Below are 17,229 nucleotides of genomic sequence, written 5' to 3'. Positions count from 1 at the left end.
TTCTTGTTTTTATTTTAAACTAACTAATTCCCGAGTGTTGCTACCATAACTGCTTTTATAGTATGCATTCTATTTTCAGCCTCATCAAATACTATTGAGGCTTCACTTTCAAATACTTCATCTGTAACTTCAACGCCGTTCATACCAAATTTCTCATATACATCTCTACCCACTCCAGTTTTCAAATCGTGATATGCTGGTAGACAGTGCATAAATTTAGTATCTTTATTATGGGTCAAAGCCATCATTTCGCTATTAACTTGATATGGTTTTAATATATCAATTCTTTGTTTCCAAACTTCATCTGGCTCTCCCATAGAAACCCAAACATCAGTATATATAACGTCTGCATCCTTTACACCATTTTCCACATCAGAAGTAATAGTAATTTGACCTCCTGTCACTTTAGCAACCTCTCTACACTTATTAACTAGTACTTCTTCAGGAAATAGCGCCTTTGGAGCAACTATTCTAAAGTCCATGCCCATCTTCGCAGCCCCTATCATAAGAGCATTTGCCATATTATTTCTTCCGTCGCCAGCATAAACGAATTTGATTTCATTTAATGGTTTAGAAAAATGCTCTTGCACCGTTAAAAAGTCAGCAAGAATTTGAGTAGGGTGATCCTCCGTAGTTAATCCATTCCATACTGGTACTCCTGCATATTTTGCTAATTCTTCAACTACCTCTTGGCCATATCCTCTATATTCTATTCCATCGAACATTCTTCCAAGAACCCTTGCTGTATCAGCTACAGACTCTTTTTTACCAATTTGAGTCCCTGTAGGCCCAAGGTAAGTTACATGTGCTCCTTGATCTAGTGCTCCTACTTCAAATGCACACCTTGTTCGTGTAGAACTTTTTTCGAATATTAGAGCAATATTCTTACCCTTTAATTTCTGCTGTTCTGTACCTGCATATTTAGCTCTTTTTAAATCTCTAGCTAAATCAAGAAAATAATTAATCTCTTTCGGTGAAAAATCCATAAGCGTTAAAAAATTTCTATTTCTCAAGTTAAACGTAATAAAATCCCCTCTCTTGTTTCTGCTTTATTTTGCCTTTACATTAAATCGTCTCTATAGAGTGGCATAGACATGCATCTAGGACCACCTCTACCTCTTGATAATTCACTCGAAGGCATTTGAAGTACCTTTATGCCATTTTTATCTAAAATCTCATTAGTAACATAATTCCTCTCATAAGTTATTATGGTACCAGGAGATATAGCTAGTGTATTAGATCCATCGTTCCATTGTTCTCTTCCTGATATAACTTTATCTCCTCCTCCACACCGTATTAATGTAATATCCTTTTTTAGATGATTTGACAATATTTTTTCTAAACTTCCCTGTTCTTCTTTAATTATTAATTCTTTATTCTTATGATCATAAGTTACTGCCGTAACTTTTAATTCACCTTCTATCCCTGGATGAACAGTGAATTTATCATAATCTATCATTGTAAACACAGTATCTAGATGCATGAATGCTCTAGTTTTAGGTATGTTAAAAATTAGGATTGTTTTAAAGGTTCCTACTTTTTCAAATATATTCTTAGCCATATGCAGAATTGCTTCTTTATCAGTTCTTTCGCTATTACCAACTGCTATAACTTCATTTGATAAAATTAATTCGTCTCCACCTTCAATATTATATACCTCATCTCTATCGTACCACAAATTAATGCCCGAATCCTTAAACTCCTGGTGATACTTGAAAATATATTTAGCATACACCGTTTCACGTCTTCTGGTTTTTGTTTTCATAGAATTTAAACTTATTCCATCACCAATACATGCAAAAGGATCACGGGTAAAATATAGATTTGGCATAGGATCCATTATAAATGGGTACTCATCATAATTTTCTTTAATGTCTATTTCTTTTTTTCTTATTCCTGCCATCACCCTATCTATCATTTTCTTTTCAGACATTGAATTTAAGTATTTTTTTAAAGATGTTATTATTCCGGTTTCGCTTATACCACATTCATCAATAACTTCATTTAAAAATAGTTCCTTAACAGATGAGTCTTTTAACGCCTCTACAACTAAATCCTCAAGGTACAGTGTTTCTACACCATTTTCCTTTAGTATCTTTGCAAAATTATCATGCTCTTGCCTCGCTACCTTCAGAAATGGAATATCATCAAATAAAAGTCTTTCTAAATATTCTGGTATTAAATTTTCTATTTCTTCTCCCGGTCTATGTATAAGAACAGTCTTCAAATCACCTATTTCTGAATAAACATTGATTTTTCTCTTATTCATATTCTTCTGCCCTCCTATTTAAAAATTTATATTTTTCAGCTTGTTTTTATACTATCCTCTTATACAATTGTTGTCAACCATTGTAATTTCATATTGTTTGCATAAGTATTCTGCCCAGTTCCTATTGATTTATTAGAATTCATTGTAATCTTATTAATTTCCAAAAAAATCTCTATATTAATAGTATAATTATATATAATAAGTGAATAAATTTCATAAAAATTTATTTATATTTTAATGTTTCTTTTGACATAATAGTATATAAGATATATACTATTACTAATATCAATATACCCCACTTGGGTACAAGGAGGCACTATATGAATATTTCTTTTGATGATAATACCAAAGATGCTTTAAGTAAAAAACTTTTAAAAAAAGACAAATTTTCAGTAAGGTTACTTATTAGAGGTTTTGGCTGAGGTGGCCCAATATTAGGTGTTGTTCTGGATGAACAACAAGAAGATGATATTTTAGAAACTGTAAATGGAATAAATTTCATAGTAGATAAGGAATCTTCCTACGTTTTTGAAGACACAAAAATTATGCATGTTAAAAGTTTGTTTGGAGAATCTTTTAAAGTTTTAACTTCAAACACTTCAGAGAATTCTTGTTAAGAAGATTTAAAGCTAAAAGTACCATATAAAATAGACATAAAAAAAAAGATCACTATTGTTAAAATAGTGATCTTTTTAATTTTCGTAATCAGCAACAATTTTTTGAACTAATTTTTTTATTGCACTTGCTTGTGACACTAATGTCATTACTACCAAGAACAACTCTATTCTTTCCTCATCCGCTTCTTTTAAATCTAGTGCGTCAATTATTTTTTGTAATTTTGCTTTATCATAGAACTCTTTATTTACAAAAACATCAAAGCTTTCCTTTTGTATATCAGAAAAAATTTTATATGTTTTTTCCCATGAAATAATGTCATCATCTCTATCATTAATTTCATTAAAAGCTAACCTAAAAACTTTTTTTATTTCTTCTGAAGTAAGTATAGGTCTCATATAGCTAAGTAAGACTAACTGTGCTAAATGCAATTTTGTATATCCTCTTTTTTTACTGTCCTCCGGCTTTGATATAACATCACTCTTTATATAATTTTGTACTATGTTATTAGTGTAATTATCAGAGTGAAATCTATCGTTTAAGTAATCAATAACTTGTGATAAAAATAAGTCATACTGAGGTAATTCTTCATATGGAATTATGCTACTTTCCGATATTTCTTTTGCAAGTGAGCTTATATTCTCTAAAGTAGATTTAGTCTTATCCACAGTGTATCCCCTCCATAAATTTATATTTTACATATGTTGTATTTTCTGGCTATTAAAAAAATTAATTTACACTCTTATTATAAGGTACATATAAACCTATTACAAGTTATTTCCTACATTCTACTATTAATTTTAACTTTTAGTAATATAGAGGTGATTGCTCTTTATATTACAATCTAGAATTTAAAAAATATATGTAATTTTGATATTGTTTATAATTAACACTAAAATTAAGTTATCCACAGTTTTCATCATTATATCAACAGAAGTTGTGGACAATATAATGTATCCTTAAAACCCTATTTACCTATATTCATGTCATATAAAAAGCTATATTGATATTTTTATCCACACAACTTACTTCTTTATTAATTGATTCCTAATATTAATAGTACAATCCTTCGACATTTATTTTTATTTATTTCCACAAAATTACTATTTTATTAAAAACATGTTGACATTTGTATTATATGGTAGTATATTAAATTTAGATGGAATTAAATATTAGTTTTGTAATATTAACTTAATTAATTTGTTTTAAACATTGACTTCAAACGTCATTTTTAACAATATTTCACTGTTAACATTTAAAAATTATTATGCTAAGGAGGACTTATTATGAAATCAACAGGTGTTGTAAGAAGAGTAGATGAACTTGGAAGAATTGTTATCCCAATAGAACTTAGAAGAAATTTGGATATTGTAGAAAAAGATGCTTTAGAAATTTACGTTGATAGTGATATGATTGTGCTTAAAAAGTATCAACCAGCTTGTATTTTTTGTGGAGAGGTTAAAGATGTAGTTAACTACAGAGGAAAAAATATATGTACCCCTTGTCTAGACCACCTTAAACAAGAAAAATTTTAAAAGTCTACTAAACAATAAATGAAGCCTATAATATAGGCTTCATTTATTGTTTATACAGGAATAAATTTATATATAAAAAACAGGCTATAAAATAGCCTGTCCACATAGAAATTTACCTAACTCTTCTTGCTGCTAAATAATCACTTCTTGTAAGTGCTGATATCTTAACTACATCTCCAGTTTGAGGTGCATGAATATATGAGTTGTTACCTACATAAATTCCCACATGATGCGGCGTACCTGTTCCAAAGAAAACTAAATCTCCTGCTTCTAAATCTCCTCTGGATACATATGACCCTTGTTTTATCTGTGTGTATGTAGTACGGGTTAACGAAACTCCAAAATGCCTAAATACATATACCGTAAATCCAGAACAATCAAATGAATTAGGTCCATTTGCACCCCATACATATGGTGTCCCTAAGAAATTACTTGCATAAGCAACTATTGAATTAGAGCTAATTGAAGCTGATCCTCTTGATGGAACATATTTAGGTGCATTAGCCTTTATTCTCCTTATTTCCTTCATAGTAGAATTCACAATAGCCTGAGCGTTAGTAATCTTACCAGAATATAGCTTTTTTTGCTCGTTAGCTTGTGCAATTAATAAAGCTTGCGCTTTCCTTTTCACTTTAAGGTTTACTAATTTACCCTCATTTTCAGTTTTTAATACTACTAGATTCTTCTTTTCAGTTTCAAGTGCAGCTTTTTTATTTACAATTTTAATCTTCTCATCGTTTAATTCTGCAATAACTTTATTATCATATTCTACAATTTTTTTGATGTTATCTACTCTTGACATAAGGTCTTCTATTCCCTTAGAATCCAACAAGATTTCTAAATAACCGTCCGCACCATTCATATACATAGTCCGCATTCTTTTATTAAATAAATCTTCTTCTTCTTTGATATTATCTTGTGCAACTTGTATATCTTCTGTTGTTTTTACTATCTTTTTCTCTGTTTCACCAATTTTAATTTTTGCCTTATCCACTTCAGTATAAATCTTTTCCATCTCATAATCTAATTCTTGAATAGAACTCTCTATAACTTGAACATTTTTTTGTGCTTGATTGTATGCTTTATTTTGCTGTTCAAGTTGGTTCTTTTGACTTTTGAGTTGGTCTGATAATGGATCCGCCATTACCTGTATACTTAGCGTAGTAGCTAGTCCAATTGTTACTATCAATGATATTATTTTCTTACGCACTAGAAATCCCCCCATATCAAAAAATATATGTAATTTAAACACTTTTAAATCAACATTTTCATTATACCACTACTTTACAGCAAATCTCAATGAAAAATATAAGAAAATTTGTAAACTTTATATGTATTTTTTACATTGGGTTTATTGTTTTACATTAATTACCATAATAATTTTTGTTTATGTATATATAGGCCGATTTATTACCTATATAATCGAAAAATAATTAAATATTTAATGAGTGCTTGTATATTTCTGATTTAGTTGTATGTCTATCCTTTGCAACTTTTTTCATTGCATCTTTTTTATTTATTCCTTCATCCATATACTTTTGTATATGTTCCCCTACTGTAAGCATATCCCATTTCGCTTTTTCATCTTTATCTATATCTTCCTGACTCTTACCTTCAATTACTAATACATATTCTCCTCTAGGAGAGTTGTTTTTATAGTATTCAATAGCGTCTTCTAAACTCAGTCTAATTATTTCTTCATATAATTTTGTAAGTTCTCTGCACATAGATATTTTTCTATTTCCAACATTTTCATATAGAAACTCTAAAGTATTTAAAAGCCTATGTGGAGCCTCATAGAAAATTAAAGTTTCACTCCTATCCATTAAATCATTAATAATAGGCTTTCTATCTTTGTTTTCCCTTGGTAAAAAGCCTCTAAATATAAATTTTGTAGTATCAAGTCCAGAATATACAAGTGCCGTAGTAATTGCAGTTGCTCCAGGTAGCACTACGAATTCTATATTCTGTTCTATACACTTTGACACTATTACACTTCCAGGGTCTGATATTCCTGGCGATCCTGCATCACTAATTATAGCTATGTTTTTGCCTTCTTTCACCTGGTTAATTATATTTTCACTTTTCCCCTGTTCATTATGCATATGATAGCTTGTAAGCGTTTTTTTTATATTAAAATGATTTAAGAGTTTTAGGCTTTGTCTTGTATCTTCTGCAGCTATTATGTCTACATTTTGTAGCACTTCTAATGCTCTTAGCGTAATATCCTTTAAATTCCCTATAGGAGTTGGAACTAGGTATAGTTTTCCTGCCATTATTATCATCCTTTACTACAATATTTTCATATAAACCTCTATTTTAAAATTAATTATTATTAAATTCCATTTGAATTGTACATATCAATAATATCCTGAGTATAACTACCATCTTCATTGTGAACATAAAGTGGAGGTTCCCACTTTAAAAAGGTCCCTCCATCTCTTTGCCCCTCGACAAGTACAATATTAGGTGCCTTATTTACACTAGGATGTACCATTCTTATTCGTTTAGGTTCTATTCTATGTTTCCTCATAGTGCATAAAATATCAACTAATCTGTCCGGTCTATGTACCATATACATCCGACCATTATCCTTAAGTAGAATTCTACATGAAATAATTACATCTTCTAATGTACATAAAATTTCATGCCTTGCTATAGCATTCTTGTCATTTAAATTTATTAATCCTGAATTGCGCAGTTTATAAGGCGGATTAACTGTAACAATATCAACTTTAGGAATCTTTTTAATAAGTTCTATATTCTTTAAATCTCCACTTATAAATTTAATTTTATCCTCTAATTTATTATAATGAATTGAACGATTTGCCATATCTACAAGCTCTTGTTGAATTTCCACGCCAATTATATCACTTGCATATGTTTTCCCTGCTAATATAAAAGGGACTATACCTGTACCAGTACATAAATCAACAATCTTAGCATTTTTTTTTACATTTGCAAAATTAGCTAACAGCACTGCGTCAACTCCAAACCTAAAAGCATCTTTCTTTTGAATAACATGAATACCCTTTATATTAAGATCATCTAAAGTCTCATCGTTTCTTGAAAAATTCATTAAGCAGCTCCTTCCTATGTATTTTATGTATTCCATATACATAGCAATAAAAGAAGTATACCTTAATTTTTATTACAAAATCAATAGAATATATAAAATGTTTTTTTATTTTCACTAAATGTATGATAAAAATACTATTAGTAAACATTGTTGAATATATATTAACTATAAATAATCGATTTTAATGAGGTTTAAAATGGAATTAATATTATATCCTTTTAAAAATATAGTTTTCAATAAAAATACTGTATTACTAGATGCTTCTTTCCTACTAAGCTTAATTTATGATGATGATATTAAGCATAGTGAATGTTTATCATGCCTAAAACTTCTTTCTGAGGGAAGTTGCGAGTATTATATTAGCAGTATGGTATTTGCGGAAGTTTTAAACCAAATACTTTATAAGTTATTCATTAGTGATATTCAGTGTAGAATAACCAATACTAAGCCCTATAACTCAAATGACAATATTAGATATATTACAAATAGCTTTAGCCGCCATGATACAAAAATATTAAAACAAAAGAGAGAAGACAGACTTATTCATATTCCATATAAAAGATACTTTGATAATATCTCTAAAAATTCTTCAAAACGAAATTTACTAAAAGTCTATTATAATAAGTCTGTAGAAATAATTTCAGAAGTTGAAAAAATTATAAATATTAAATATGTAAATATTTCTGAAGAATGTATGCCCCTAGTTAAAAAAATAATGTGCGAAAACTTACTATCTGTGAATGATGCTTTTCATATGGCTACCGCTGAGTGTAATAAAATAGATTATTTACTGACTTTGGATGCTGACTTTGTTTTTGCTGAAAGTAGTAAAATGAAAATACTTAAGATCTAGCACCGCATTACTTCTCTAAATACCAGTATTATAAAAAAAGAAGCGTAATTTTGATTATCTCAAATTACACTTCCTTTTTTATAGTTATTGTTATTTGGGGATGTGAATAACCGAACCCTCTTTTATGGCATTCTCATCTGTAATTTCATTTGTTTCTTTTAAAATTTCTATAGCATGTTTTACACTATATGTAGGCATAACATCTTTAGCAATTGATGTTAATGTATCTTGCTTTTTAACACTGTAATCAATAGTTTTACTATCTGATTTAGCAACCGTTGATGTCTCAATTGCTTTTTCATAAGGAATTATTATATTCTCACCCTCTACAATTTTATAAGATTCATCCATATTATTTCTTTCTTTAATAAATTCAACAACATTACTTGTGTCATGGCTAGGCATATGTGCGCTCACTATACTAAATACTGTGTCACTCTTTTTAACAGTATAAATTCCAACGTTAGTTTTGTCATTAATATAAGCTTCATCTAATTTATTACTGTTTATCTCATTAATATCTTCAACTTCCGATTTGTTTTCACTCAAACTTATATCACTTTCATCATCTTTATTTGCTAATGAGTCAGTATTATCATTGATTATCGAATTGTCGGTTTGAACTATACTATTATCTGGCGTTTTCTCTCTTGCATTATCTTCTCCTGATCCAATAAACCTTACAGCAAAAAACACTCCTAAGATTACCACCGCAATAGTAGATATTGTAATTAGTCCTTTTTTTATTGTCATATTTAAAACCCCTTTCATATTTATTAGTAAATGATTTACATTTAAATTATTGACACAATTTAATGGTCTCATACATGAAATTTTAATTTAACCAAAAAAATAAAACTGCTAACTTCACCGTACAAGTTAACAGTCTTTATATAATTATGTCTTATACTCTATTAGAATTTTCTATTTGCTTTTTAACTTCCTCAACTGTCATTCCAGTTGCATTTATAATTGGAGCTTTTGATATCGTATCCTGCGAACCCATAATATTTTGATTCTCACCTGTAACAACAACTGCATCATATCTATTTAAAAAATTTTCTGCATTTTTCTTTCTATTATCAAATTCTTTGACTGTATATCCTTCTTCGCTCAAATAATCCTTAATTGGATTTAATCCTTTTTGCACAGCTACTTTCTTCATGATTTACGCCTCCCTTCAAAATTATTATCTCCAATTTTAAAAAGGGTATTCAAATGACTACTCTAATAATAATTATAATATCAAAATATAAAAAACCAGAGAATATTAATCTCTGGTTTTTTATATAACTGTGTATCCGGCGTCTTCAATAGACTCAATTAAATTTTCAAGTGAAACAAAATAATCATCATATATTATTTCTATCTCTTTACTTTCACTGTTTATCCCACAGGCAATTACTCCTTGATTGTTTGATATTGCAAAATTAACATTACTAATATCTTCTGAAGTACTCATATTGAATATTTTTATAACCGCCTTCATCTTTACCCTCCTAGTTATCTTTAAATAATTCTTTTATTATATATGAATCTTCATTATTCTCAGCTAATTCTAATTTAACATCTTCAACACTTATAGGTTCTTCGTAACTTCCAGAAATTAAAGTTAAATCTTCAATTTTAACCTCCACTATTTCTTCATCTGTACCATTAAGTTTTATCTTTATTTTAACTGCTTCCTTTACAACACTGTTTCCAATAACTTCTGCGCTTCCATGAGGAGTATCTACTATAGAACCTACAGTAGGTAGTGTTTTTCTTATTTTTTCATAAGTGTCCTGTTCATAGTTTAAGCAACACATAAGTCTCCCACAAATGCCTGATATTTTTGTAGGATTTAATGATAAATTTTGTTCTTTTGCCATTTTTATAGACACTGGAGCAAATTCACCTAAAAAAGTTGAGCAACACATAGGTCTACCACATGGCCCAAGCCCACCTATCATTTTAGCTTCATCCCTAACTCCTATTTGCCTAAGTTCTATTCTTGTTCTAAATACAGTTGCTAAATCCTTTACTAGTTCTCGAAAATCCACTCTTCCATCCGCTGTAAAGTAAAAAATGACTTTATTATTATCGAAAGTATACTCTACATCTATGAGTTTCATATCAAGTTCATGCTTATGTATCTTATCTACGCAAACGTCATAAGCCTCTTTTTCTTTTCTTTTATTTCCAGAGTCTTTTTCTGCATCTACATCTGTAGCCTTTCTTATAACACACTTAAGTGGAGATACTATATTGTCTTCTTTCATCTCCTTTTGACCAATAACACATTCTCCAAATTCTATTCCTCTTACTGTTTCAACAATAACCATATTACCCTTTTGAATATCTATGTCATTAGGACTAAAATAGTATATTTTACCGGCATTTTTAAATCTCACTCCTATTACTGTAACCATATCAAACCTCCTGCATTTTAAATAACATAACTTCAAACGCTAACCCTGGGTTAACATTCCTATCTAAATTCTCTCTAGTATCATTTATTATATTTATAATACCATTTAATTTGTTAAATGAAAATGTATTAGCTAATTCTTTTATACACAATATTTTATCTATGTTAATAATTAAATTATCTTCTTCGATTTCTTTATATATTATAGTATCCCTAATATACGAAAGAAATGCATTTATGATTTCCTCAAAATTTTCCTTTTGATCCGATAATTTTTTTTCATATTTTATTAATTCCTCCGTTGTAACTTTGCTAAGTTGGAGCAATATTTCCAAGGTAATACTTCTAATATTACTAAAATTATTATCACTAATAAACTTTTCAGCTTTTCCAGGTATTCCATTGCTAAAAGCTATAATAACTCTTATCTCTTCTAAGGATAAATCCACATAATTTATTTTTAAGAATTGTTTCATCTCATCTTCACTTAAGTTTTTTAATTTATGTATTTGACATCTCGATTTTATTGTATCCAATATAACCTCAAGGTTTTCACATAATAAAATTATAAAAACATTTTTAGGCGGCTCCTCAATTGTTTTTAAGAAAGCATTTTGCGCTTGTATCGTCATTTTATGAGCATCATAAATAATTATAACTTTTTTACTTCCCTCATAAGGTTTTTTATGAATTTCTTCATTTAAAGTTCTTATAGAACTCACGCCTATTGTGCTCTTATTTTTTTCTACACGCCATTCTACCAAATCAACATATTTCTTATCCTCTTTCACTCCTAAAATATTAAACCCTATGTTCCGAGCCAATACACTTTTTCCTATTCCATCTTCTCCAACTATAAGATGAGCGTGTGATAGCTTATCTAGTTTTATAGATATATTTATTTGATTTTTTATACTATTATGACCTATTATGCTCTCAAAACCCATTTTAGCCCTCCATGCATAGGGGTAAGTATATACTTATAAGTATACTTGCTCCTGATTAGTTACACCTTAATAAACTTATCTACATCAACCACAAATACATTTGCCCCACCTGCATCCACTTCAATAGGAAATGGCATATATACTCCCGTTGACCCTGCTACAGATGAAGGCGATGTTATTATTTGCTTTCTTGCCTTACATACATCCTCTATAATAGCTAGAACTTCATCTACCTTTTCCTTTTCTACACCTATTAACAGTGTTGTATTCCCTGATTTTAAAAAACCACCTGTAGTAGCTAATTTGGTGACCCTAAAATTCTTCTCTGTTATTTCTTCTATCAAATCACTTGCATCGTCATCTTGTACTATTGCAATAACTAATTTCATATAATCCCATCCTTCTTATAATTTTATTTTTTTAATGGCATTTACTAAATCCTTTTGTACTTCCTTTACATCTCTATTGCCATCTATTACTTCTATTTTATCATATTTTTTACAAATATCTAAATAACCTTCAAAAACTTTTTTATGAAATTCACTGCCTCCATTTTCTAGTCTATCTAAAGATCTTTGATTTTTCTTTCTTTTTAATCCCTCTTCATAAGGAATGGTAATCATAAATATTAAATCTGCCTCGAGGCCACCGAGAGCTACTTCATTAATAACCTTTACTGCTTCCGTTCCAAGTCCTCTTCCAATTCCTTGATACACCATTGAAGAATACACAAAACGATCACAGATCACAATCTTACCCAGTTTTAAGGCTGGTTTTATAATTTCATTAACTAGTTGTGCCCTAGACGCGGCGTACAGTAATGCTTCACATATATAGCTCATTTTAGAATTATCATTATCCAATATAATTCCTCTAATTTTTTCACTTATATCTGTGCCTCCAGGTTCTCTTGTTCTGACTACCTCATATCCTAATTGTACTAGATGCTTTTCTAATAATTCTATTTGAGTAGTTTTTCCTGAGCCATCTGGCCCTTCTAATGCTATTAGTTTACCTGTTGCCATGCGTTTACCTCCACCGTTATGTATAAATACTTATTTATCTACTATTGCCACTTTTCTCTCTTCAATTCCAAGCACTGTCACATTGGCTTGTATGTAATATTCTATGACAGCTATAGTATTAGCCCCTATTCTTTCTCCAGGCATTACGATAGGTATTCCTGGCGGATATGGGACTATTGCAACTGCACTTATTTCCCCTTCTGACTTACTTAGTTCCAACATAGTTATTTTACTATCCATTATTTCATATGGGTACATAAGTGCTATAGGCATATCATAATCTATTAAATTAATATATTCTACCTTTAAAGTATCCATATCACAATTCTTAAGGGCTATATAAAGTTTTTGAAAATCCTCTTGATTGTTAAACAGAGAAAATATTAAAACAACATTTCTGCTGTCGCTCATTTCAGCTTGAATCTTGTTTACTCTTAAATATTTCAATAACTTGTGTCCACTATAACCTTTCGGCACGTTTAATATAAATCTAGTTAAATCCATAATATACTCATTATTATGTACTGTTTGATTTTCTGATATATCCTTCAAATCACCTTGACCCAAAATATAGAATTTTTTTAGGCTATTAATTTTTCCTCTATTATATACGCATAATTTAATTAACTCTTCGTACTTACTTCCTCCATACTCTTTAATATAAAATCTTGCATAATCCATAGAACATAAAAGCATGTAGGATGGACTTGTACTTAAAAAGGCGCTTACATAGAAATCTACTTTACTAATATCTATATTCCTTCCTACATGCAAAAAAGCTGTTTGTGTCAGACTAGGTAGTGTTTTATGTGCACTCATAACTACCATGTCTGCCCCCAACTTTAAGGGGTTTTCTGGTAACGATTTACATGCCCCAAAATGCGCACCATGTGCCGCATCTACCAATACCTTCATGTTATATTGCCTCGATATTTGAATAACATATGATAGATCAAGGCATATGCCGTAATAACTAGGATAAGTAACAATAATCCCTTTGGCATCTTTATTCTTATTAATTATACATGAAAAATGCTCCTTATCTAAAGGTAAAGGAGCATCATATTGAGAACTAATTTCATTTTTAATATACACCGGTTTAAGTTTTCTCATAATAATAGCATTAGATATTGAACGATGACAATTTCTCTCTACAATTATTTTATCACCCTCATTAAAGGATGAGAAAATCATAGCTAAATTCCCACTAGTACTTCCATTTACTAGAAAATAAGATTTTATACTTCCATAGTATTCACTCAATAACTGTTGAGATTCTTTTATTATTCCTTCTGCACAGTGAAGATTATCTAATCCATCAACTTCAGTAATATCTGCTTTTATTAAATTTTTATAAAGCTCTTTGCCTTGAACCGTTTCTGAAAATCCAAGCCCTGCTTTATGTCCTGGCATACAAAAGGGAACATTTTTCTCTTTTATATATTTTAACACTCCTTCTACAAGTGGTAATCTTGACAATCCTTAGTCACTCCTCTTGGTATAAACTGTACTAAAGTCTTCCTTATACAGTTCTTGTAATATTCATAAAAATCCGTATTAGTTTTTGATTCTATAAGTCTTCCCTCGCAATTGTTGCAAATTCCTCTTCCATTTATTATTATACCATCATTTAGAGGCTTTCTACATATAATACACTTTTCTTTTATCATAATTCCTCCTTAAACTTGCTCATTTAAAACTAGCTAAAGTATAGCCTCTTATATTATATTTTATTCAACTCATTACTGTTTCTTATTTTGTCCACATAAAAAATCAAAATATATTTATCTACATTTTAATTTGTAATTAGCTTTTAAAAATTATTATTCGACCTTTTAAATTTATTTATGCTTTATCAATAAATCTTTGTGAATTTGGTTATACTAATTATGTCAACAAGCATAAATACTTGGGAGGAGAATTTTATGAAACAAGAAATTATAAGTTATATAAGCAGTATAAAAGAAGATATATTTAATTTATCAAACTACCTCTATACTAATCCAGAGACTAGCTATAATGAATATAATGGTTGTTCTTATATAATAAATATGTTGAAAACTCATGATTTTAAATTACAGGAAAACTATTGTGGTATTCCAACATCTTTTATTGCTCAATATGGGAATGGTCATCCAAAAATATGCTATATATGCAAATATACCTCTACAGAACACTTAGGTCATGTTTACGGTAATAATGTGAATGCAAGTATTTCTACCGCGGCAGCAATAGGTTTGTCAAAAGTAATTTCTAAAAGTGGCGGCAGCGTAATTCTTTTAGGATGTCCAGGTGAGTATACTAACGGAGCAGAATTAACCTTAACAAAAGAAAAATGTTTTGAAGATATAGATGTCATTATCGCACCACATTGTGATATTACCAATGCCGAAAGCGGCTCCTCAATGGCTACAATTCCAATTAAAATAAAATATAATGTAAACACTAACAATAAAGATAAGGAGTGCAATAAGCTTTCATCTTTAGACGTTTATTTGCTTATATTTAATACTTTAAGTCAGTTATTAAAAGGATCAAATAGTGGGTGCCGTATTGATACTATTTCTATGGCAAATGGATCATCACAACATGACTCGCACTTTGAATCAGAGTGTACATTTTACATTCGAGCTAATAAATTAGCTGAAGCTAATTTATTCAATAAAACCATTGTAGATTTCATGCAGGCAATATCTCCAATTATTAATATTACATCAGAGGTTAGCTTATTTAAATTACCTTGTGAAGAACTTTTAACCAATAAGAGTTTATCGAGGCTGCTTACACACAATTTAAAAGAATGCGGCATTATTGATATTGCTCCTTGTAAAGAGGCACTATATGGATTAGGAATAGGATCTATAAGCCACACCCTTCCATGCATATACCCATCCATTTCTATTACAGAAAAGTCCACAGTGAGATGTCCATCACCGGCATTTGCTCTAGAAACACAAACTTTTTTTTGTAAAAAGAAGATGATAGAAGCTGCAGAGGCTCTTGCCATAACGGGCTTAGACATTATTGAAAAACAAGATTTATTAAAAGAAATTACATTTGAATTAAGGTAAATTACAAGTATAACTTACTAATATCTCTACTATATAAAAAAGAAGTATAATTGATTTAGAATTATACTTCTTTTTTATATAAGTGCTTATTATTAAAACACTTGCTTTTCTTTTAATTTGATTATTTTATTCATAAGACTTTCACTAGGTTCAAAATAGAACTTTTTAAAGTTATCTTCTAGTTTATATACACAACAAAATTTACTCTGAGCAAATATAGAACAAATGTATTTCTTACTACTACTAATACGGATATCGGTTTTGCAATTTTCATATTTGCCGATATACTCTATATCTTTTAATTTTATATCTTCTAATATTTTGACCTCTTCACCTTTTATTTTATGAATGATGAATTGATCCGCTACTATTGAATATTTATACTTAACCTTACATTTTGAAAACTCAATATAACAAATAGTAACCATTAGTGTGTTAAAAAACATAGTTATAAAGGCTTTTATATTTATGCTGCCTACGTTTATATTAGGTAACAGATCTGATAAGCATATAACTGTAATTATTGTAATAAACAATAATATTACAACCGGAAACTTTTTCCTTTGTACCATTTCTCTATACATAGAATACCAGGCCCCCTAAAAATCTTTAAATATTAGACATTAATAGTTTTGTGCCCAACCTATGTGATTATACTAGCATTTTATAAAATAATCTACTTGTACTAAGTTGTCTGTAGTATATCTGTGCGTTAAATAACTTCATATTCAATCATTTAGACAACTTATATCTATCCACCTGTGTATTTTAAATTATATCTCTGTATTACTAACTTTTAAGAAACGTTATGAATTGTTTAATCTATAAATATTTAAAAGAATTTTACCAATGTATTGGTGTACCAATATAAATTTATTACACTTCCATAACTATCAATTGTAAACTCTTTTAGTTTACCTCTAGACTTCCAACTATATGGTCCTTGACCACCTTCTATTTTAGTTCCATTATAAGTTACACTTAATTTAGGAACATCTTTTCTTCCATTTGTATAGGCAACAACAAATATTTCTATAAGTATAATTACAAATGTCAAAATTACCCTCTAAAAATTGATTATAAATAAAAAAGTAGCCTACCTACTGAAATATCAGTATTTAGACTACTTTTCTTTGTTTTGGAGGCGCCACCCGGATTTGAACCGGGGAATAAAGGTTTTGCAGACCTTGACCTTACCGCTTGGCTATAGCGCCGTAATATGGTGGCTAGACCCGGAATCGAACCAGGGACACGAGGATTTTCAGTCCTCTGCTCTACCGACTGAGCTATTTAGCCAAATTACCTAGCGACGACCTACTCTCCCACAAGGTCACCCTTGCAGTACCATTGGCGCATTGAAGCTTAACCTACCTGTTCGGTATGGGAAGGGGTGTTACCTTCATGCCATAATCACTAGATTGAGAA

At 29.7% G+C, this 17,229-nt stretch carries 20 protein-coding genes, 2 tRNA genes and 1 rRNA gene; 3 read left to right on the top strand and 20 right to left on the bottom strand.

The annotated features are described in order from the left end of the window. Nucleotides 1-23 precede the first annotated feature (23 nt). The 3 genes from argF to ACJAX4_RS13930 all read right to left on the bottom strand — a co-directional run bounded on the left by argF (nt 24) and on the right by ACJAX4_RS13930 (nt 3,552). Nucleotides 24-1,025: an ornithine carbamoyltransferase gene (gene argF / locus ACJAX4_RS13940; protein ID WP_435790062.1), complete on the bottom strand. Its 1,002-nt coding sequence runs from the start codon at nt 1,023-1,025 to the stop codon at nt 24-26. 35 nt (nt 1,026-1,060) lie between these two features. Beyond that, nucleotides 1,061-2,269: an arginine deiminase gene (gene arcA, locus ACJAX4_RS13935; protein WP_435790061.1), complete on the bottom strand. Its 1,209-nt coding sequence runs from the start codon at nt 2,267-2,269 to the stop codon at nt 1,061-1,063. Between the two features lie 692 nt (nt 2,270-2,961). Then, nucleotides 2,962-3,552 (bottom strand): DUF1836 domain-containing protein, encoded by a 591-nt coding sequence (locus ACJAX4_RS13930; protein WP_435790060.1) that lies wholly within the window; start codon nt 3,550-3,552, stop codon nt 2,962-2,964. Between the two features lie 618 nt (nt 3,553-4,170). On the opposite strand from ACJAX4_RS13930, the gene ACJAX4_RS13925 reads away from it, so the two are divergent. Next, entirely contained in the window at nt 4,171-4,419 is a 249-nt protein-coding gene (locus ACJAX4_RS13925; RefSeq protein WP_435790059.1) for an AbrB/MazE/SpoVT family DNA-binding domain-containing protein, read from the top strand. Nucleotides 4,420-4,531: 112 nt separating this feature from the next. Here the strand turns inward: ACJAX4_RS13925 and ACJAX4_RS13920 are convergent, their stop codons facing one another. The 3 genes from ACJAX4_RS13920 to ACJAX4_RS13910 form a co-directional block, all read right to left on the bottom strand. After that, a complete protein-coding gene (locus ACJAX4_RS13920) occupies nt 4,532-5,629 on the bottom strand; it encodes an NlpC/P60 family protein (protein ID WP_435790058.1) in 1,098 nt (365 codons plus the stop codon). 223 nt (nt 5,630-5,852) lie between these two features. Next, complete coding sequence (rsmI, locus tag ACJAX4_RS13915) at nt 5,853-6,695, bottom strand: 16S rRNA (cytidine(1402)-2'-O)-methyltransferase (protein ID WP_435790057.1); 843 nt, start codon at nt 6,693-6,695, stop codon at nt 5,853-5,855. 59 nt (nt 6,696-6,754) lie between these two features. Continuing rightward, nucleotides 6,755-7,498, bottom strand: a complete 744-nt coding sequence (locus tag ACJAX4_RS13910; protein WP_435790056.1) for a tRNA1(Val) (adenine(37)-N6)-methyltransferase — start codon at nt 7,496-7,498, stop codon at nt 6,755-6,757. A gap of 196 nt (nt 7,499-7,694) precedes the next feature. Here ACJAX4_RS13910 and ACJAX4_RS13905 point away from each other — a divergent pair, with 196 nt between their 5' ends. Further along, nucleotides 7,695-8,351: a type II toxin-antitoxin system VapC family toxin gene (locus ACJAX4_RS13905; RefSeq protein WP_435790055.1), complete on the top strand. Its 657-nt coding sequence runs from the start codon at nt 7,695-7,697 to the stop codon at nt 8,349-8,351. 90 nt (nt 8,352-8,441) lie between these two features. Here the strand turns inward: ACJAX4_RS13905 and ACJAX4_RS13900 are convergent, their stop codons facing one another. The 9 genes from ACJAX4_RS13900 to ACJAX4_RS13860 form a co-directional block, all read right to left on the bottom strand. Beyond that, nucleotides 8,442-9,104, bottom strand: a complete 663-nt coding sequence (locus ACJAX4_RS13900) for a LysM peptidoglycan-binding domain-containing protein (RefSeq protein WP_435790054.1) — start codon at nt 9,102-9,104, stop codon at nt 8,442-8,444. A gap of 151 nt (nt 9,105-9,255) precedes the next feature. Further along, nucleotides 9,256-9,516 (bottom strand): YkuS family protein, encoded by a 261-nt coding sequence (locus tag ACJAX4_RS13895; protein WP_435790053.1) that lies wholly within the window; start codon nt 9,514-9,516, stop codon nt 9,256-9,258. 120 nt (nt 9,517-9,636) lie between these two features. Further along, entirely contained in the window at nt 9,637-9,840 is a 204-nt protein-coding gene (locus ACJAX4_RS13890; RefSeq protein ID WP_435790052.1) for a heavy-metal-associated domain-containing protein, read from the bottom strand. Between the two features lie 10 nt (nt 9,841-9,850). After that, nucleotides 9,851-10,762: a PSP1 domain-containing protein gene (locus ACJAX4_RS13885; RefSeq protein WP_435790051.1), complete on the bottom strand. Its 912-nt coding sequence runs from the start codon at nt 10,760-10,762 to the stop codon at nt 9,851-9,853. A 1-nt stretch (nt 10,763) separates the two neighbouring features. Continuing rightward, entirely contained in the window at nt 10,764-11,708 is a 945-nt protein-coding gene (locus tag ACJAX4_RS13880) for a DNA polymerase III subunit delta' (protein ID WP_435790050.1), read from the bottom strand. A gap of 59 nt (nt 11,709-11,767) precedes the next feature. Next, nucleotides 11,768-12,097, bottom strand: a complete 330-nt coding sequence (locus ACJAX4_RS13875; protein WP_435790049.1) for a cyclic-di-AMP receptor — start codon at nt 12,095-12,097, stop codon at nt 11,768-11,770. A 15-nt stretch (nt 12,098-12,112) separates the two neighbouring features. Beyond that, nucleotides 12,113-12,733 carry a dTMP kinase gene (gene tmk / locus ACJAX4_RS13870; RefSeq protein WP_435790048.1) on the bottom strand — a complete coding sequence of 207 codons (621 nt, stop codon included), beginning with the start codon at nt 12,731-12,733 and terminating at the stop codon, nt 12,113-12,115. 30 nt (nt 12,734-12,763) lie between these two features. Beyond that, the gene (locus tag ACJAX4_RS13865; RefSeq protein WP_435790047.1) at nt 12,764-14,212 is read right to left on the bottom strand and encodes an aminotransferase class I/II-fold pyridoxal phosphate-dependent enzyme; all 1,449 of its coding nucleotides are present in this window, start codon (nt 14,210-14,212) and stop codon (nt 12,764-12,766) included. After that, nucleotides 14,191-14,403 carry a sigma factor G inhibitor Gin gene (locus tag ACJAX4_RS13860; protein WP_435790046.1) on the bottom strand — a complete coding sequence of 71 codons (213 nt, stop codon included), beginning with the start codon at nt 14,401-14,403 and terminating at the stop codon, nt 14,191-14,193. The genes ACJAX4_RS13865 and ACJAX4_RS13860 overlap by 22 nt, the downstream gene beginning before the upstream one ends. Before the next feature lie 255 nt (nt 14,404-14,658). On the opposite strand from ACJAX4_RS13860, the gene ACJAX4_RS13855 reads away from it, so the two are divergent. After that, on the top strand, nt 14,659-15,804 hold the full coding sequence (locus ACJAX4_RS13855; protein WP_435790045.1) for a M20 family peptidase: 1,146 nt from the start codon (nt 14,659-14,661) through the stop codon (nt 15,802-15,804). Between the two features lie 92 nt (nt 15,805-15,896). Here ACJAX4_RS13855 and ACJAX4_RS13850 read toward each other — a convergent pair whose 3' ends face one another. The 5 genes from ACJAX4_RS13850 to rrf all read right to left on the bottom strand — a co-directional run bounded on the left by ACJAX4_RS13850 (nt 15,897) and on the right by rrf (nt 17,222). After that, nucleotides 15,897-16,388: a hypothetical protein gene (locus ACJAX4_RS13850; RefSeq protein ID WP_435790044.1), complete on the bottom strand. Its 492-nt coding sequence runs from the start codon at nt 16,386-16,388 to the stop codon at nt 15,897-15,899. A gap of 248 nt (nt 16,389-16,636) precedes the next feature. Next, the gene (locus tag ACJAX4_RS13845) at nt 16,637-16,861 is read right to left on the bottom strand and encodes a hypothetical protein (protein ID WP_435790043.1); all 225 of its coding nucleotides are present in this window, start codon (nt 16,859-16,861) and stop codon (nt 16,637-16,639) included. 82 nt (nt 16,862-16,943) lie between these two features. Then, a tRNA-Cys gene (locus ACJAX4_RS13840) sits at nt 16,944-17,018 on the bottom strand. A 6-nt stretch (nt 17,019-17,024) separates the two neighbouring features. Continuing rightward, a tRNA-Phe gene (locus ACJAX4_RS13835) sits at nt 17,025-17,100 on the bottom strand. Between the two features lie 5 nt (nt 17,101-17,105). After that, nucleotides 17,106-17,222 (bottom strand): 5S ribosomal RNA (gene rrf / locus ACJAX4_RS13830). Between the last annotated feature and the right edge of the window lie 7 nt (nt 17,223-17,229).

Source organism: Clostridium sp., assembly GCF_051278035.1.
GTDB lineage: Bacteria > Bacillota > Clostridia > Clostridiales > Clostridiaceae > Clostridium_AD.
Note: the sequence above shows the minus strand (reverse complement) of the source record. Positions and strands in the feature narration are given on the sequence as shown.

What these genes read in the sequence shown, in the direction of transcription:
- ACJAX4_RS13910 (WP_435790056.1), bottom strand. Translation starts at nt 7,498, where the DNA reads ATGAATTTTTCAAGAAACGATGAGACTTTAGATGATCTTAATATAAAG.
- ACJAX4_RS13875 (WP_435790049.1), bottom strand. Translation starts at nt 12,097, where the DNA reads ATGAAATTAGTTATTGCAATAGTACAAGATGACGATGCAAGTGATTTG.
- ACJAX4_RS13850 (WP_435790044.1), bottom strand. Translation starts at nt 16,388, where the DNA reads ATGTATAGAGAAATGGTACAAAGGAAAAAGTTTCCGGTTGTAATATTA.
- rsmI (WP_435790057.1), bottom strand. Translation starts at nt 6,695, where the DNA reads ATGGCAGGAAAACTATACCTAGTTCCAACTCCTATAGGGAATTTAAAG.
- ACJAX4_RS13855 (WP_435790045.1), top strand. Translation starts at nt 14,659, where the DNA reads ATGAAACAAGAAATTATAAGTTATATAAGCAGTATAAAAGAAGATATA.
- ACJAX4_RS13885 (WP_435790051.1), bottom strand. Translation starts at nt 10,762, where the DNA reads ATGGTTACAGTAATAGGAGTGAGATTTAAAAATGCCGGTAAAATATAC.
- ACJAX4_RS13860 (WP_435790046.1), bottom strand. Translation starts at nt 14,403, where the DNA reads ATGATAAAAGAAAAGTGTATTATATGTAGAAAGCCTCTAAATGATGGT.
- arcA (WP_435790061.1), bottom strand. Translation starts at nt 2,269, where the DNA reads ATGAATAAGAGAAAAATCAATGTTTATTCAGAAATAGGTGATTTGAAG.
- tmk (WP_435790048.1), bottom strand. Translation starts at nt 12,733, where the DNA reads ATGGCAACAGGTAAACTAATAGCATTAGAAGGGCCAGATGGCTCAGGA.
- ACJAX4_RS13925 (WP_435790059.1), top strand. Translation starts at nt 4,171, where the DNA reads ATGAAATCAACAGGTGTTGTAAGAAGAGTAGATGAACTTGGAAGAATT.
- ACJAX4_RS13905 (WP_435790055.1), top strand. Translation starts at nt 7,695, where the DNA reads ATGGAATTAATATTATATCCTTTTAAAAATATAGTTTTCAATAAAAAT.
- ACJAX4_RS13880 (WP_435790050.1), bottom strand. Translation starts at nt 11,708, where the DNA reads ATGGGTTTTGAGAGCATAATAGGTCATAATAGTATAAAAAATCAAATA.
- ACJAX4_RS13895 (WP_435790053.1), bottom strand. Translation starts at nt 9,516, where the DNA reads ATGAAGAAAGTAGCTGTGCAAAAAGGATTAAATCCAATTAAGGATTAT.
- ACJAX4_RS13900 (WP_435790054.1), bottom strand. Translation starts at nt 9,104, where the DNA reads ATGACAATAAAAAAAGGACTAATTACAATATCTACTATTGCGGTGGTA.
- ACJAX4_RS13890 (WP_435790052.1), bottom strand. Translation starts at nt 9,840, where the DNA reads ATGAAGGCGGTTATAAAAATATTCAATATGAGTACTTCAGAAGATATT.